Origin of the sequence: Enterobacter sp. RCC_40 (assembly GCF_041360735.1) — a bacterium.
Classification (GTDB): Bacteria; Pseudomonadota; Gammaproteobacteria; order Enterobacterales; family Enterobacteriaceae; genus Enterobacter; species Enterobacter ludwigii.
This window is the reverse complement of record NZ_JBFUPR010000001.1, coordinates 158,113-173,237: the sequence shown is the minus strand read 5'-3', so window position 1 is coordinate 173,237 and position 15,125 is coordinate 158,113. Positions and strand designations below refer to the sequence as shown.

Below are 15,125 nucleotides of genomic sequence, written 5' to 3'. Positions count from 1 at the left end.
TCCCAACGGAGAGAGGATCCGCATTGCGGGTTTACATGTCGCAATAGCGCAGAAAACGCTGCAGCGAGCTGGAAAGGTGTTTCTGACGATGATGAATGCACCACAACGTGCGCACCAGTTTAGGTAACGGGAGCGGTATTTCGACCAGCGTGCCGGCCTCAAGCTGTTCAGCAATCACCCGCCGGGAGAGACAGCTGATGCCCAGCCCATGACGGACCGCGTGTTTGATGGCTTCCGAGTTGCCCAGCTCCATACTCAGCCGGAAATGCGGCAGGTGGGAGAGCAGCAGGTAATCGACAATTTCACGCGTACCGGAGCCCTGTTCCCGGAGGATCCACTGCGCCTGAGCCAGCCGTTCCAGCGTCACTTCACCCTGTAATAAAGAAGAGGCTGGCGAGGCGAACACCACCAGCTCATCTTCCAGCCAGGGTTCAGCAATGATATCGACGTTGTGACACGGCCCTTCAATCAGACCGATATCCACTCGGAAATCGATCACCGCATTGATGACATCCTGGCTATTGCCAACGCTCATCTCCAGCGGCAGGGTCGGGAAATCCCGGCGATAGCGGGCAATCACTTCCGGCAGAATATAATTGCCGATCGTACTGCTGGCGTAAACGCGGATGGCTCCGTTCTCTTCGCGGAACAATTGTTCGATTTCAGTCGCCTGCTCCAGCAATGCCAGCGCGCGCGGGTACAGCAGGCGGCCATGTTCATTGACGACCAACCGTTTCCCCACTCTGTCGAAAAGCTGAACCCCCAGTTGCCCTTCCAGATCGGTCAGGGCCGCGCTGACCGCGGACTGGGACAGCGCCAGCATTTGCGAGGCCTGCGTCGTCGACCCGCTTTTCAGCACTTCGGCAAAAACTTCCAGCTGACGCAACGTAATGTGCATGGTCACTTACCACTTATATAGATTGATTATAAGTATATAATCAATTTTATTTTTAAGCCACAACGCCGTAACCTTTTAGCCAGATAAAGGAGAAGGTTATGTCAGAACACACCTTACAGCATCAACGTACATTGTGGCACTTCGTGCCGGGTCTTGCGCTCAGCGCGGTGGTAACTGGCGTAGCGTTATGGGGCGGCAGTATTCCGGCCGTCGCCGGGGCAGGTTTTAGTGCCTTAACGCTGGCAATATTGCTCGGCATGGTGGTGGGAAATACCGTTTACCCCCATATCTGGAAGTCCTGTGATGGCGGGGTTATTTTCGCCAAACAGCATCTGCTGCGCCTCGGGATTATCCTTTACGGCTTCCGCCTGACCTTTTCACAGATTGCGGATGTCGGCGTCAGCGGGATCGCTATTGACGTCCTGACCCTGACCAGCACCTTTTTACTGGCCTGCTTTATTGGCCAGAAAGTGTTTGGGCTGGATAAACAAACCAGCTGGCTGATTGGTGCCGGCAGCAGCATCTGCGGGGCTGCCGCGGTACTGGCAACCGAGCCTGTCGTGAAGGCAGAATCCAGCAAAGTGACGGTTGCCGTCGCGACCGTGGTTATTTTCGGTACGCTGGCGATTTTCCTCTACCCGGCCATGTACCCGCTGGTTGCGCACTGGTTTAGCCCCGAGACCTACGGCATTTATATTGGTTCAACCATGCATGAAGTGGCTCAGGTGGTGGCGGCGGGTCACGCCATTAATCCGGATGCGGAAAATGCCGCGGTCATTGCCAAAATGCTGCGCGTCATGATGCTGGCTCCGTTCCTGATTATCCTGGCCGCTCGCGTAAAACAACTCGCGCCGGCAGGCAGTAGCCAGAAGAGTAAAATCACCATTCCGTGGTTTGCGATTCTTTTCATCGTGGTGGCGGTATTTAACTCCTTCCACCTGCTGCCGAAAGCCGTGGTGGATATGCTGGTCACGCTTGATACCGTCCTGCTGGCGATGGCGATGGCGGCGCTCGGGGTCACGACACACGTGAGCGCGCTGAAAAAAGCAGGTGCAAAACCGCTGCTGATGGCGCTGGTACTCTTCATCTGGCTGATCGTTGGCGGCGGTGCGATTAACCTCGCGGTACATAGCCTGATGGCATAAACCACTTCATCCTTCTCCTGTTAACCCGCTATCATACGTATTTCGGGTTAACAGGAGTCCCTTTATGAAATATGTTGGAGCGCACGTCAGCGCTGCAGGTGGCCTTGCGAATGCCGCCATTCGCGCCGCCGAAATTGAGGCGACCGCTTTCGCCCTGTTCACCAAGAACCAGCGCCAGTGGCGCGCCGCCCCGCTCACCTCTGAAGTGATTGATGATTTCAAAGCCGCCTGTGAGAAATACCACTACGGGCCGGGTCAAATCCTTCCCCACGACAGCTATCTCATTAACCTCGGCCATCCCGTGCAGGAGGCGCTGGAGAAATCCCGCGAGGCTTTTCTTGATGAAGTGCAGCGCTGCGAGCAGCTTGGGCTGACGCTGTTGAACTTCCATCCGGGAAGTCATCTGATGCAGATTGACGAAGATGCCTGTCTGGCGCGCATTGCCGAATCCATTAATATCACGCTGGATAAAACCCAGGGCGTGACGGCGGTCATCGAGAACACCGCCGGCCAGGGCAGTAACCTCGGCTTTAAGTTCGAACATCTGGCGGCCATTATTGACGGCGTGGAGGATAAATCCCGCGTGGGCGTATGTATTGATACCTGCCATGCCTTTGCCGCGGGTTACGATCTGCGAACGCTTGATGAGACGAAAAAGACTTTCGATGAGTTTGAACGCATTGTGGGCTTCAAGTATCTGCGCGGAATGCACTTGAACGATGCGAAAAGCGCGTTTGGCAGCCGCGTGGACCGCCATCACAGCCTCGGTGAAGGCAATATTGGGCACGATGCGTTCCGCTTTATTATGCAGGATGCCCGTTTCGACGGTATCCCGATGGTGCTGGAAACCATTAATCCGGACATCTGGGCAGAAGAGATTGCCTGGCTGAAGGCGCAGCAAACCGCTGAACAGGCGGCATAAAAAAAGCCGGGTCGCATAAGCACCCGGCTTTTTTATTGTTTTACCGCTTACGCCGCTTTCGCGACCCCTTCCGCTTCCGGACGTTTCAGCACCGCGTAAGAGAGACCTGCCACCAGCGTACCGGCCACAATCGCCAGCAGATAACCCAGCACTGGCGTGATTGCACCTGGGATCAGCAGCACGAACAGACCGCCGTGTGGTGCCATCAGTTTCGCGCCAACCGCCATGGAGATAGCACCGGTTACCGCGCCCCCCACGATACAGCATGGCAGCACGCGCATTGGGTCACGCGCCGCGAACGGAATTGCCCCTTCGGTGATAAAGCACAGGCCAAGTACCAGGGCGGCTTTCCCCCCTTCCTGCTGCGCTTTGTCGAACTTACGACGTGCAATGATGGTTGCCAGGCCAAGAGCCAATGGTGGCACCATACCGGCCGCCATAATCGCTGCCATTGGCGCGTAGGTCTGGGTACTCAGCAGGCCAACACCGAATGCGTATGCTGCTTTGTTCACCGGGCCACCCATGTCGGTACACATCATGCCACCGAGAATAGCTCCCAGCAGTACCGCATTCGCAGTACCCATGGTTTGCAGCCAGTGGGTCAGACCCGCCAGGATACCCGCTACAGGTTTACCGATGAGGTAAATCATCGCCAGGCCCACCACCAGGCTGGAAATCAACGGGATGATCAGGATCGGTTTCAGCGCTTCCATACTCTGCGGCAGTTTCAGCTTCGAGCTGATAAGCTTCGCAACGTAACCCGCCAGGAAACCGGCAATGATACCGCCGATAAAGCCAGAACCGGTGCTCACCGCCAGCATACCGCCGATAAGACCCGGCGTCAGGCCCGGACGGTCAGCGATGGAGAAGGCGATAAAACCTGCCAGCACCGGCACCATCAGGGCAAACGCGGAACCACCACCAATCTGCATCAGGGCAGCAGCCAGCGTGCCTTCTTCTTTAAACGCGGTAATACCAAACGCGAACGAGAGGGCAATACACAGACCGCCCGCCACCACCATCGGCAGCATATAAGACACGCCGGTCAGCAGATGGCGATAGGCGCCAGCTGACTCTTTCTTACCTTCCGTCGCAGTTTGCGTGGACCCCGTTGCCTGATACGGCTTCGCTTCCACCAGCGCTTTATCAAACTCCTGAGCGGTCTTTTTTAGCGCCAGGCCCGTTGACGTGCGGTACATCGGCTTACCGGCAAATTTCGCCAGGTCCACTTCGATGTCAGCCGCAACCATCACCAGATCGGCTTCAGCCACCTCTTCAGGGGTGATTGCGTTGCCCGCACCAACGGATCCACGTGTTTCAACTTTTACCCACCAGCCGCGTTTTTTCGCTTCGGTTTCAATGGCTTCAGCCGCCATAAAGGTATGAGCCACGCCCGTCGGGCAGGCCGTGATCGCCACAATACGTTTTGGTCCGGACGCGGCAACCGGCGCCGCGACCGGTGCGCTGTAAACAGACGCATGACCTTTCGCTTCGCTCAGGAACAGTTCCGGGTGTGCCACCGCGCGATTGATGTCGCCCAGCCACACTTTTTTGCCATTCAGCGCACTGTCAGCGGGAATGTTATCACCCAGAACAATCACCATTTCGGCGTCGCCCGGGTTATCCGTCATCTCGAGATGTGCTTTGTTCGCCGCCGCTCCCAGCAAGGTCTTCGCCATATAGGCGCGAGCCTGTCCGAGACCGGAGTCAATGATCAGCAGCGTTTTCATTATTCCTCTCCTGCTGTTAGTTAAAAGGTTTTAAGTCAACGCGCGCCATCATCGCGGCTAACTGGGTACGATCGGTAATACCGACATTGCTCTGGCTAACGGCCAGGGCAGCAACGGCGGTGGCAAGACGTAAAGTATGTTCACTGGATTCACGCATCAGCAGGCCATAAATCAGACCGCCAACCATTGAATCCCCTGCGCCAACGGTGCTGACAACGTCAACCGATGGCGGTTTGGCGATCCATTCGCCAGAAGCGTTAACCCACAGCGCCCCTTCTGCACCAAGAGAGATAACCACGTGAGCGATACCCTGCTCGCGCAGCGCATGGGCAGCGTCAATCACATCTTTTAATTCTGGCAGCTTACGGCCAGCCCAGATCTCCAGTTCGCGGCGATTCGGCTTCACCAGCCACGGCGAGGCTTTCAGGCCGGCGACCAGCGCGTCACGGCTGCTGTCAAAAATAATGCATGGGCACTGGCTTCGCAGACGCGTCATCCAGTCGGTGAACGCTTCCGGACTCACGCCGGACGGCAGGCTGCCGCTGACGCACACCATGTCGAACTGACCAAGCCAGGTCAGAGAGTCGTTCACGAAGCGCTCCCAGTCTGACGGAGTCACCTCGAAGCCTGAGAAGTTCAGATCGGTCACTTCGCCGTCTTTCTCCGTCAGCTTGACGTTGATACGGGTACGGCCCTGAACAACCTGAAAACGGTTAGCAATCCCCAGCTCGCTGAAAAGCTGCTGGAAACCATCCTGGTTATCTTTACCGAGGAATCCGCCCACGGTGACATCGATACCGAGATCCTTGAGCACTTTCGCGACGTTAATCCCTTTACCTGCAGCATGCAGGCCAGTGGTACGCACGAGGTTTACTTCGCCGCGCTCAATCTCCGGGCAAAACCCCACCAGGTCGTATGCCGGGTTCAGCGTAATAGTCGCAACACGTCTGCTCATTATGCGCCCTCCCCCAGACCTGCCGCGATGGCGTCGCCAATCGCTTTCAGCGCCTGTTCAGCATCAGCACCCTGTGCGGTAAAGCGCAGACGGTGACCTTTCTTCACGCCCAGCGCGACAACTTTCATCAGGCTACGGCCGTTGGCCGGTTTGCCCGTGCCATCAAGGTTAGTCACGGTAATCTCACTTTCGAATTGTTTAATGGTATTCACCAGCATGGTGCCAGGACGGGCATGCAGGCCGTGCTCGTTACGCACTACAAACTCAGCGGTCAGCACGTCATCAGTCAGCACATCATCGCTGGTCAGCAGCGCCAGCAGCGTGCTTGCGTCAGCGTTCAGCAGTTTTTCAGCCTTGTCATTCAGCAGCAGATCGCCAAGACGTTTTAGCGCGGAAACCGGCTGTTCATCGGTCATCGCGACGGTGACCAGCATCGCCGCGTGCGCGCCCTCAACGTCAAACGCGTTGGCCGCGCGGCTCACCGCGATAGCGCTGCGCAGGTTGCCTTCAGCACTGTCGTTCAGCCAGATACCTTGTCCCAGGTTCAGCGGCTTCTCATTGATAACGCGCGTGATAAAGGACGCGTCTACCGCACCGGCTTCTTTCAGGCGGCCTGCGTTCAGCGCCTGCAGCGTGACCAGATCGCTCGCCACAACATCCAGGGTCAATGTTTCATTATCCAGTTTCAGCGCTTCACTCTGTTTTTCGCCCATCAGCAACGCGCGCAGCTCTTCCGCCGTCGTCGCGGACTTCAGCTGTTCAGCCACCGAATCATCGCTCAGCACATGCGTCAGCTGACGCAGCAGGCCAAGGTGCTCGTCGCTGCTGGCAGCGATACCGATTGCCACGTAAGCAACCTGACCGTCGCCCCACACCACACCCTGAGGGAACTGATAAACCTGAACGCCGGTTTTCAGCACCTGATCGCGGGTGTCCGTTGTACCGTGCGGAATGGCGATGCCATTGCCGAGGAAAGTGGAGGTCTGCTGCTCGCGCGCCAGCATGCCGTTAACGTAGCCGTCCGCGACATTACCCGCCTGCACAAGGGCAGCGGCAACCTGGCGAATGGCCTCTTCTTTGTTCCCGGCCTGAGCGCCCGGGTGGATATCCTGAACAGATAACTGGAACATGGTTCTCCTCTCCTGCTGAACTTGAATCGTTTCAGCTTAAATGAGAAAAAATGCGCTAGCCTGCTCCGTTTGTTAAAACAAGATAGCGCTGAAACGTTTCAAAAAGTCTTGCGCTTTCTGCTTAACCTTGCAAGAAAAGTTACAAATGGCGATGCAGAATTTAGAGATACAGCACATTTCTTCTTCGCTCAGCTGAATCTTGCTGACGTTCAGCAAGTCAGTTTCAGCTAAGTTCAGCCCGCGACTGTTAATTGAAATGGTATTTTGATTTTTCGTGGCGAAATTGACCGCAGTACCTGTTTATTTTCTGACAAGCGTCGTACACTCCGCGTCTCTTTATGACTTGCTGATACTGAAAGTATGCATAACACCCCTGCCGCCGCCTCGCCAAAACCCTTTGATTTGACGTCCACGGCGTTTTTGATTGTTGCCTTCCTTACCGGCATTGCCGGGGCGTTACAGACGCCCACGCTGAGCCTGTTTCTGACCAATGAAGTCCACGCCCGTCCGGCAATGGTTGGCTTCTTTTTTACCGGCAGTGCCATCATCGGCATTCTGGTGAGTCAGTTTCTGGCGGGGCGTTCCGACAGAAAAGGCGATCGTAAAAGTCTGATCGTCTTTTGCTGCCTTCTCGGGGTGTTTGCCTGCGTGTTGTTTGCTTTTAACCGCAACTATTTCATCCTGCTGTTCGTGGGGGTATTCCTGAGCAGCTTCGGTTCCACGGCGAACCCGCAGATGTTCGCCCTCGCCCGCGAGCACGCCGACCATACCGGTCGTGAAGCGGTGATGTTCAGCTCTATTCTGCGTGCCCAGGTGTCGCTGGCATGGGTCATTGGCCCGCCGCTGGCGTATGCCCTGGCGATGGGGTTTGGCTTTACGGTGATGTACCTGAGTGCGGCTGTCGCGTTTGTGGTGTGCGGCACCATGGTGTGGTTCTTCCTGCCGTCGATGCGCAAAGAGCCCAAAGTGGCTTCAGGCGTACTGGAAGCCCCGCGCCGTAACCGTCGTGATGCGCTGCTCCTGTTTGTTATCTGTACGTTGATGTGGGGAACAAACAGCCTTTATATTATCAACATGCCGCTGTTTATTATTGATGAGCTGCATCTGCCAGAGAAGCTGGCGGGCATTATGATGGGAACCGCGGCCGGGCTTGAGATCCCGACCATGCTGATCGCGGGCTATTACGCGAAGCGTTTCGGAAAGCGTTTTTTAATGCGCATCGCGGCTGTCGCAGGACTGCTGTTCTATATCGGTATGCTGACGGTGCACACGCCAGGACTCTTGCTGGCATTGCAGCTTCTCAACGCCATTTATATCGGCATACTCGCCGGGATTGGCATGCTCTATTTCCAGGACCTGATGCCAGGCCAGGCAGGCTCCGCCACCACCCTTTATACCAATACCACTCGCGTGGGCTGGATTATTGCAGGCTCAATGGCCGGCATCGTGGCCGAGATCTGGAGCTATCACACGGTATTCTGGATTGCGCTGGTGATGTGTACGCTGACGATAGCGTGTCTGGTGCGAATTAAGGACGTTTAAGGGGCGGTGAGCGCTTCCAGCTCAAGAAGGTAGGTGATCGCCTGCGCGCGCGTGCTGCCGCACATCTCCGCGGACGGCTGAAGGCCGGAACAGACTTTCGGGCGCAGCGGGGAACCAAAGATCATGCACAGGTTATTTTCAGCAAGCTGCACACAGCGGGTATTAGCAGGTTTGCCGTCCGGCATGCCAGGAATGGGGCTTGAAATGGACGGTGCGGTACAACACGCGCCACAATCGGGACGACAATCCATACAGGCTCTCTTTCGCTGAAGAACGCCCGCGCAGTCGGGCATTGCGCGCACAGTAACACCTTTTGTGTATTGATAGCAAAAGCCACGAATTCCGCTTGCCTGAAAGGCCGAGCACGAGTAATTTGGCGCGATATTTTTTACCACCCGTAAACAGGATTACTGCAATGCCAAGAGCGAACGAAATTAAGAAAGGTATGGTACTGAATTACAACGGCAAGCTGCTGATTGTGAAAGATATCGATATTCAGGCCCCGAGCGCCCGTGGTGCAGCAACGCTGTACAAAATGCGTTTCGCCGATGTGCGTACCGGTCTGAAAGTGGAAGAACGTTTTAAAGGTGACGATATCGTTGATACCGTGACCCTGACCCGCCGCTATGTTGATTTTTCCTACATTGATGGCAACGAATACGTGTTCATGGATAAAGAAGATTACACCCCGTATATCTTCACCAAAGATCAGATTGAAGAAGAACTCCTCTTCATTCCTGAAGGCGGGATGCCTGACATGCAGGTTCTGACCTGGGATGGCGTGCTGCTGGCGCTGGAACTGCCGCAGACCGTGGATCTGGAAATCGTGGAAACGGCTCCGGGCATCAAAGGTGCATCCGCAAGTGCCCGCAACAAACCAGCAACCCTGACGACCGGTCTGGTGGTGCAGGTGCCAGAATACCTCTCCGCGGGCGAGAAAATCCGCATCCATATTGAAGAAAAACGCTATATGGGTCGCGCAGACTAATGCGCTATTCGCCCGGTGGCACAACGCCACCGGGCAACAGACGTTACAGCAGTTCCGGGTATTTCGTCATCTTCAGCGCCAGCTCAACGCCCCGCACTTCCGCCATGCCTTTCAGACGACCAATCGCCGAATAACCTGGGTTCGTTTTCTTACGCAGATCGTCCAGCATCTGGTGACCATGATCGGGACGGAACGGGATAGGACGAACGTCACCCGCGTGCTTACGACGTACCTCTTCCGCCAGAATCGCATCCACTACCGCCACCATATTCACATCGCCGCCCAGGTGCGCTGCTTCATGGAAGGTTTTTGGATTATCCTCACGACAGGTCGCACGCAGATGCGTGAAGTGAATACGATCGCCGAAGGTTTTAATCATCTGCACCAGATCGTTATCCGCACGCACGCCGTAAGAGCCGGTACACATGGTGAATCCGTTATAGATACTGTCCACGGTCTCTTTCAGCCACTGCATATCTTCAATCGTGGACACGATGCGCGGTAAACCGAGAATAGGACGCGGTGGATCGTCCGGGTGCACAGCCAGACGTACGCCCGCTTCTTCCGCTACCGGTACGATAGCGCGCAGGAAAAACGCCATGTTTTCACGCAGCTGGTTTTTATCAATATTCCCGTATTCCGCTAGTCGCGCGCGGAACTGATCCAGCGTATAGCCCTCTTCAGCGCCCGGCAGGCCAGCAATAATATTGCGGGTCAGCTTTTCAATCTCGGCGTCACTGGCTGCGTTAAACCACGCGAGCGCCTGCTGCTGCTCTTCAGCCGTGTAATCGGCTTCTGCACCAGGACGTTTCAGGATGTGCAGCTCAAATGCGGCAAAGGCAATCTGATCGAAACGCAGCGCTTTTGAGCCGTCCGGCAACGTGTACTCAAGATCGGTGCGCGTCCAGTCAAGAATGGGCATGAAGTTATAGCAAACAGTATCAATACCGCAGGCCGCCAGGTGACGAATGCTCTGCTGGTAGTTCGCAATCCAGGTCTGATAATCACCTGAATGGGTTTTGATATCTTCGTGAACCGGGATGCTTTCCACCACAGACCAGGTCAGGCCTTTTTCCGCCAGTAGCGCCTGACGCTTTTTGATTTCTTCAATCGGCCATACCTGACCATTAGGAATGTGATGCAGCGCCGTCACGACACCCGTTGCGCCAGCCTGACGCACATCATCAAGAGAAACCGGATCGTTCGGCCCGTACCAACGCCAGGTCTGTTCCATTGCCTCACCTCTAAAGTTGTTATACCAATATGGATGACTACGATGACGACTACCATACATGTTTGCCGTAAAGGGTCAACACACCGCCACACATTGATTGATCAAACTCACACTTCGGGGATATTTACGGCTCACCAATTTTATTTGCTGTCATATAACTTTACACTGGTGTTGTTAATTAATGGTTAATCAGGTGTGTATTTCATGAAGACAATTGCCTCCACCTCGCTTCCTGCCCATGTCCAGCTCCCTCGCTACGATCGTAAGCAGTTACGCTCTCGCATCGTCCATTTTGGCTTCGGCGCATTTCACCGCGCGCATCAGGCCTTGTTAACAAACCGGGTGCTGAATGAGAAAGGCGGCGACTGGGGTATTTGTGAGATTAGCCTCTTCAGCGGCGACGTGCTGATGAGCCAGTTGCGCGCACAGGATCATCTCTTCACCGTGCTGGAAAAAGGGGCGGAGGGAAACCAGCCGATTATCGTCGGTGCCGTCCATGAATGTCTGAACGCAAAACTGGATTCTCTGCCTGCCATCATTGAGAAATTTTGTGAACCTCAGGTCGCCATTGTGTCGCTCACCATCACAGAGAAAGGTTATTGCATCGATCCCGCCACCGGTAATCTGGATTTGCATAACTCCCGGATCGTTCACGATCTGGAGAACCCGTCTGAACCGCACTCCGCGCCTGGGATCCTGGTCGAGGCGCTCCACCGCCGCCGTGAACGCGGTTTGTCCGCTTTTACCGTCCTCTCCTGCGACAACATCCCTGATAACGGCCATGTGGTGAAAAACGCGGTATTAGGGATGGCCCAGAAACGCGACCCGGCGCTGGCAGAGTGGATTGATTCACATGTGAGCTTTCCGGGGACCATGGTCGACCGAATTGTCCCCGCCGCGACCGAGGCGTCGCTGGCAGAAATCACGCAGGAGCTTGGAGTAGAAGATCCTTGTGCCATCAGCTGCGAACCGTTTATTCAGTGGGTAGTGGAAGACAATTTTGTTGCCGGACGCCCGGCATGGGAAGTAGCTGGCGTACAAATGGTGCAGGACGTGCTGCCGTGGGAACAGATGAAATTGCGCATGCTCAACGGCAGCCATTCTTTCCTCGCGTATCTGGGCTACCTCGCCGGGTATGCGCACATTAACGAATGTATGGAAGACACCGCTTTTCGCGAAGCCGCACGTCGGTTAATGCTGAATGAGCAGGCCCCAACGCTGCGTATTAAGGGTGTCGACCTCACGGCTTATGCCGATAGCCTGCTCGAACGCTTTGCCAATCCGGCACTACAGCACCGGACCTGGCAAATTGCGATGGACGGAAGCCAGAAATTGCCGCAACGCATGCTGGATGGGATCCGCATCCATCTTGAACGGAAAACCGCGTGGCCGCTGCTGGCCCTGGGCGTTGCAGGCTGGATCCGCTACGTCAGCGGTACCGACGAGCGCGGCGACGCGATTGATGTGCGCGATCCGCTGAGCGATAAAATCCGCACCCTTGTTGCAGCCAGCAGCGACGCTGAGCGCGTCAACGCCCTGCTGGGGCTGAGTGAAATCTTTGGTCACGATCTCGCACAAAATAGCCTATTCGTGGAGGCCATCAGCCAGGCCTATCAGCGCATCGCCCGCCATGGCGCGCGTCAGGCTGTTATCGAAACGTTAAATATTTAGCGATTATTGCGCTTAAGGCGAACGGCGATTGCCTCCGTTCGCCCTCCCCCTTCTCATTGCGCCCGTTTTTCGCCAGGATGATGGATAATTGTTATAGCATCACAATTATCGACTGGAGCGCACGTGACCAAAACCAACCTCATTACCGGTTTTCTCGGCAGCGGTAAAACCACCTCAATTCTCCACCTGCTGGCCAATAAGGATCCGGCAGAAAAATGGGCCGTCCTGGTCAATGAATTTGGCGAAGTGGGTATTGATGGCGCATTACTGGCAGACAGCGGCGCGATGATCAAAGAGATCCCCGGTGGCTGCATGTGCTGCGTAAATGGTCTGCCGATGCAGGTCGGGCTGAATACGCTGCTGCGTCAGGGCAAACCAGACCGTCTGCTGATTGAACCGACCGGGCTGGGTCATCCGAAGCAAATTCTCAATTTACTGACCGCGCCGGTCTACGAGCCGTGGATCGATCTGCGTGCCACGCTGTGCCTGCTGGACCCCCGTCAGCTGCTGGATGAAAAAGCCGTGACCAACGAGAACTTCCGCGACCAGCTCGCCTCGGCAGATATTATCGTCGCCAATAAAGAGGATCGCGCAACGGCGGAAAGCCAGTCCGCACTGGAGACATGGTGGCAGCACTTCGGTGGCAACCGTCAGCGGGTGCAGACCACCCAGGGGAAAATTGATAACGCCCTGCTTGACCTGCCTCGCCTGAACCTGGCGGCGCTCCCGGCAAGCGCGGAACACGCCCACAGCCATCCGCAAAAACAGGGTCTGGCTGCCCTGAGTCTGCCGGAACACCAGCGCTGGCGTCGTAACCTTAACAGCGGCCAGGGCTATCAGGCCTGCGGATGGATTTTCGATGCGGATACCGTATTCGACACCATCGGCATACTCGAATGGGCCAGACTGGCTCCGGTCGATCGTGTTAAAGGGATCATGCGCACCCCGGACGGGCTGGTGCGGATCAACCGTCAGGGCGAAGATTTCTTTATCGAAACGCAAAATGTGGCGCCACCTGATAGTCGAATAGAGTTAATTAGTGCGGTTAACGCCGACTGGAATGCCCTGCAGTCCAGCCTGTTGAAGCTTCGTTTAAGTTTGGGCGGCTAACGTTGCCCCAGATTTCACTCTATGCTGAATGTTATGACGACTCGACTTCCCCTGATATTACTGCTTAATGTCGCCGGTCTGGCGCTCTTTTTCTCCTGGTATATCCCGGCGAATCATGGTGTCTGGTTTCCGCTGGATTCTGCCATTTTTCACTTCTTCAACCAGGAGCTGGTGAAGAGCGAAGCCTTCCTGTGGCTGGTTGCTATCACGAATAACCGCGCCTTTGACGGCTGCTCGCTGCTGGCGATGGGCGGCCTGATGCTCTCTTTCTGGCTGAAAGAGGACAAAACAGGACGCCGCCGTATTCTGATTATTGGTTTGATGATGTTGCTGCTTGCAGTGGTAATTAACCAGCTGGCAACGGCCATTATTCCGGTTAAGCGTTCCAGCCCAACGCTGTTCTTCCCCGATATTTATCGCGTCAGCGAGCTGCTGCATATTCCAACGAAAGATGCGTCGAAGGCCAGTTTCCCGGGCGATCACGGAATGATGCTGCTTATTTTTTCCGGCGTGATGCTCCGCTATTTCGGCCGAAAAGCCTTTGCGATAGCCCTGATTATTTTTGTGGTTTTTGCCTTCCCACGGGTAATGATTGGCGCTCACTGGTTCACTGATATTGCAGTCGGTTCGCTCTCTTCTGTGCTGGTTGCGCTGCCGTGGTGTCTGATGACACCGCTGAGCGACAAGATAATAGCCGTGTTCGATCGCTACCTCCCCGGCAAAACGCAACAAATCAGAAACCAATAATTAACCTTAATTAACACTATGCATCAGGGATCGTTTTGATCCTTGATGCACTTTTCTCCCCTTTCCCCCCCTCCCGTCATCATTTCGTCACAATATTCGTGATAAAAATGAATGTGTTGCACGGTTTTTAACCTTGATCGTGCGCTTTTTGAACAATTATCAATTTTTACTTTCTGTATCACAATTTCTTATAAAAAAAAGGCTTTTTTTGCTCGCAATACCCCAGGCAATCGGTTAATCTCGAACTCGTTTTGCCCCATAGAGATAATTATTTCGCTGGTGAATAAATTTGTGCGCTACGCCACAAATGTGATCAGAAAGAATTGTCTCATTGTGAACAGATAATTAGTCTCGTCACGTTTGGCATTTTTTATAACGATATTTGTCGTTAAGGACTTCAAGGGATAATAAACAAAATGGTCAAATCTCAACCGATTTTGAGATATATCTTACGGGGGATCCCGGCGATAGCAGTGGCGGTACTGTTATCTGCATGTAGTACATCGAACACCGCAAAGAATATGCATCCTGAGACGCGTGTTGTGGGAATGGAAGATTCCTCGTCACTGCAAGCCTCTCAGGATGAATTTGAAAATATGGTACGTAATCTGGACGTGAAGTCCCGTATTATGGACCAGTATGCTGACTGGAAAGGCGTGCGTTATCGTCTTGGCGGCAGCACCAAAAAAGGCATTGATTGTTCCGGTTTCGTACAGCGTACTTTCCGTGAGCAGTTTGGGTTAGATCTTCCGCGTTCAACTTACGAACAGCAGGAGATGGGCAAGTCGATTTCACGCACTAAACTGCGCACCGGGGATTTAGTCCTGTTCCGTGCGGGTTCGACAGGTCGACATGTTGGCATTTACATTGGCAATGACCAGTTTGTACATGCCTCCACCAGCAGCGGTGTGACCATTTCCAGCATGAACGAACCTTACTGGAAGAAGCGCTATAACGAAGCGCGCCGCGTACTGACCCGCAGTTAAAATAATCATTGTATCGTTGGTTATCCCTTGGCCGGCGATATGATAAAAAAAAGCACTGCTTCGGCGG

The 15,125-nt window shown here is 54.7% G+C and carries 14 protein-coding genes; 8 read left to right on the top strand and 6 right to left on the bottom strand.

Features of this window, described 5'->3' with window-relative positions; all coding sequences use genetic code 11:
- Positions 1–31 precede the first annotated feature (31 nt).
- A complete protein-coding gene (yieE, locus tag AB6731_RS00780; RefSeq protein WP_014170915.1) occupies positions 32–898 on the bottom strand; it encodes a DNA-binding transcriptional regulator YeiE in 867 nt (288 codons plus the stop codon).
- 98 nt (positions 899–996) lie between these two features.
- On the opposite strand from yieE, the gene AB6731_RS00775 reads away from it, so the two are divergent.
- Both AB6731_RS00775 and nfo read left to right on the top strand, forming a co-directional pair.
- The gene (locus AB6731_RS00775; protein WP_032678578.1) at positions 997–2,043 is read left to right on the top strand and encodes a YeiH family protein; all 1,047 of its coding nucleotides are present in this window, start codon (positions 997–999) and stop codon (positions 2,041–2,043) included.
- A 64-nt stretch (positions 2,044–2,107) separates the two neighbouring features.
- The gene (gene nfo, locus AB6731_RS00770) at positions 2,108–2,965 is read left to right on the top strand and encodes a deoxyribonuclease IV (protein WP_014170917.1); all 858 of its coding nucleotides are present in this window, start codon (positions 2,108–2,110) and stop codon (positions 2,963–2,965) included.
- A gap of 47 nt (positions 2,966–3,012) precedes the next feature.
- Here the strand turns inward: nfo and fruA are convergent, their stop codons facing one another.
- From fruA to fruB, 3 genes are read right to left on the bottom strand one after another with little or no spacing between them, the layout of a single operon-like run.
- A complete protein-coding gene (gene fruA, locus AB6731_RS00765; RefSeq protein WP_151887812.1) occupies positions 3,013–4,695 on the bottom strand; it encodes a PTS fructose transporter subunit IIBC in 1,683 nt (560 codons plus the stop codon).
- A 16-nt stretch (positions 4,696–4,711) separates the two neighbouring features.
- Positions 4,712–5,650 (bottom strand): 1-phosphofructokinase, encoded by a 939-nt coding sequence (fruK, locus tag AB6731_RS00760; RefSeq protein ID WP_014170919.1) that lies wholly within the window; start codon positions 5,648–5,650, stop codon positions 4,712–4,714.
- Positions 5,650–6,780 (bottom strand): fused PTS fructose transporter subunit IIA/HPr protein, encoded by a 1,131-nt coding sequence (gene fruB, locus AB6731_RS00755; protein ID WP_014170920.1) that lies wholly within the window; start codon positions 6,778–6,780, stop codon positions 5,650–5,652. The genes fruK and fruB overlap by 1 nt, the downstream gene beginning before the upstream one ends.
- A 360-nt stretch (positions 6,781–7,140) precedes the next feature.
- Here fruB and setB point away from each other — a divergent pair, with 360 nt between their 5' ends.
- Positions 7,141–8,322, top strand: a complete 1,182-nt coding sequence (setB, locus tag AB6731_RS00750) for a sugar efflux transporter SetB (RefSeq protein WP_020883187.1) — start codon at positions 7,141–7,143, stop codon at positions 8,320–8,322.
- Here setB and AB6731_RS00745 read toward each other — a convergent pair.
- Positions 8,319–8,573 carry a YkgJ family cysteine cluster protein gene (locus AB6731_RS00745; RefSeq protein WP_025203636.1) on the bottom strand — a complete coding sequence of 85 codons (255 nt, stop codon included), beginning with the start codon at positions 8,571–8,573 and terminating at the stop codon, positions 8,319–8,321. The two genes, setB and AB6731_RS00745, sit on opposite strands and share 4 nt — an antisense overlap.
- A gap of 164 nt (positions 8,574–8,737) precedes the next feature.
- On the opposite strand from AB6731_RS00745, the gene yeiP reads away from it, so the two are divergent.
- Positions 8,738–9,310, top strand: a complete 573-nt coding sequence (gene yeiP, locus AB6731_RS00740; protein WP_008500940.1) for an elongation factor P-like protein YeiP — start codon at positions 8,738–8,740, stop codon at positions 9,308–9,310.
- A gap of 43 nt (positions 9,311–9,353) precedes the next feature.
- Here yeiP and uxuA read toward each other — a convergent pair whose 3' ends face one another.
- Positions 9,354–10,544, bottom strand: coding sequence for a mannonate dehydratase (gene uxuA, locus AB6731_RS00735; RefSeq protein WP_020883185.1), 1,191 nt, complete (start codon positions 10,542–10,544; stop codon positions 9,354–9,356).
- A gap of 204 nt (positions 10,545–10,748) precedes the next feature.
- On the opposite strand from uxuA, the gene AB6731_RS00730 reads away from it, so the two are divergent.
- The 4 genes from AB6731_RS00730 to mepS all read left to right on the top strand — a co-directional run bounded on the left by AB6731_RS00730 (position 10,749) and on the right by mepS (position 15,058).
- Positions 10,749–12,215, top strand: coding sequence for a mannitol dehydrogenase family protein (locus AB6731_RS00730; RefSeq protein WP_371005753.1), 1,467 nt, complete (start codon positions 10,749–10,751; stop codon positions 12,213–12,215).
- Between the two features lie 123 nt (positions 12,216–12,338).
- On the top strand, positions 12,339–13,325 hold the full coding sequence (locus AB6731_RS00725; RefSeq protein ID WP_371005752.1) for a GTP-binding protein: 987 nt from the start codon (positions 12,339–12,341) through the stop codon (positions 13,323–13,325).
- A 33-nt stretch (positions 13,326–13,358) separates the two neighbouring features.
- Entirely contained in the window at positions 13,359–14,072 is a 714-nt protein-coding gene (locus tag AB6731_RS00720; RefSeq protein ID WP_025203633.1) for a phosphatase PAP2 family protein, read from the top strand.
- Between the two features lie 416 nt (positions 14,073–14,488).
- A complete protein-coding gene (gene mepS, locus AB6731_RS00715; protein ID WP_014170930.1) occupies positions 14,489–15,058 on the top strand; it encodes a bifunctional murein DD-endopeptidase/murein LD-carboxypeptidase in 570 nt (189 codons plus the stop codon).
- Positions 15,059–15,125: the final 67 nt, after the last annotated feature.

Coding starts and splice junctions, on each gene's coding strand:
- yieE (WP_014170915.1), bottom strand. CDS start 898: ATGCACATTACGTTGCGTCAGCTGGAAGTTTTTGCCGAAGTGCTGAAA.
- AB6731_RS00775 (WP_032678578.1), top strand. CDS start 997: ATGTCAGAACACACCTTACAGCATCAACGTACATTGTGGCACTTCGTG.
- nfo (WP_014170917.1), top strand. CDS start 2,108: ATGAAATATGTTGGAGCGCACGTCAGCGCTGCAGGTGGCCTTGCGAAT.
- fruA (WP_151887812.1), bottom strand. CDS start 4,695: ATGAAAACGCTGCTGATCATTGACTCCGGTCTCGGACAGGCTCGCGCC.
- fruK (WP_014170919.1), bottom strand. CDS start 5,650: ATGAGCAGACGTGTTGCGACTATTACGCTGAACCCGGCATACGACCTG.
- fruB (WP_014170920.1), bottom strand. CDS start 6,780: ATGTTCCAGTTATCTGTTCAGGATATCCACCCGGGCGCTCAGGCCGGG.
- setB (WP_020883187.1), top strand. CDS start 7,141: ATGCATAACACCCCTGCCGCCGCCTCGCCAAAACCCTTTGATTTGACG.
- AB6731_RS00745 (WP_025203636.1), bottom strand. CDS start 8,573: ATGGATTGTCGTCCCGATTGTGGCGCGTGTTGTACCGCACCGTCCATT.
- yeiP (WP_008500940.1), top strand. CDS start 8,738: ATGCCAAGAGCGAACGAAATTAAGAAAGGTATGGTACTGAATTACAAC.
- uxuA (WP_020883185.1), bottom strand. CDS start 10,544: ATGGAACAGACCTGGCGTTGGTACGGGCCGAACGATCCGGTTTCTCTT.
- AB6731_RS00730 (WP_371005753.1), top strand. CDS start 10,749: ATGAAGACAATTGCCTCCACCTCGCTTCCTGCCCATGTCCAGCTCCCT.
- AB6731_RS00720 (WP_025203633.1), top strand. CDS start 13,359: ATGACGACTCGACTTCCCCTGATATTACTGCTTAATGTCGCCGGTCTG.
- mepS (WP_014170930.1), top strand. CDS start 14,489: ATGGTCAAATCTCAACCGATTTTGAGATATATCTTACGGGGGATCCCG.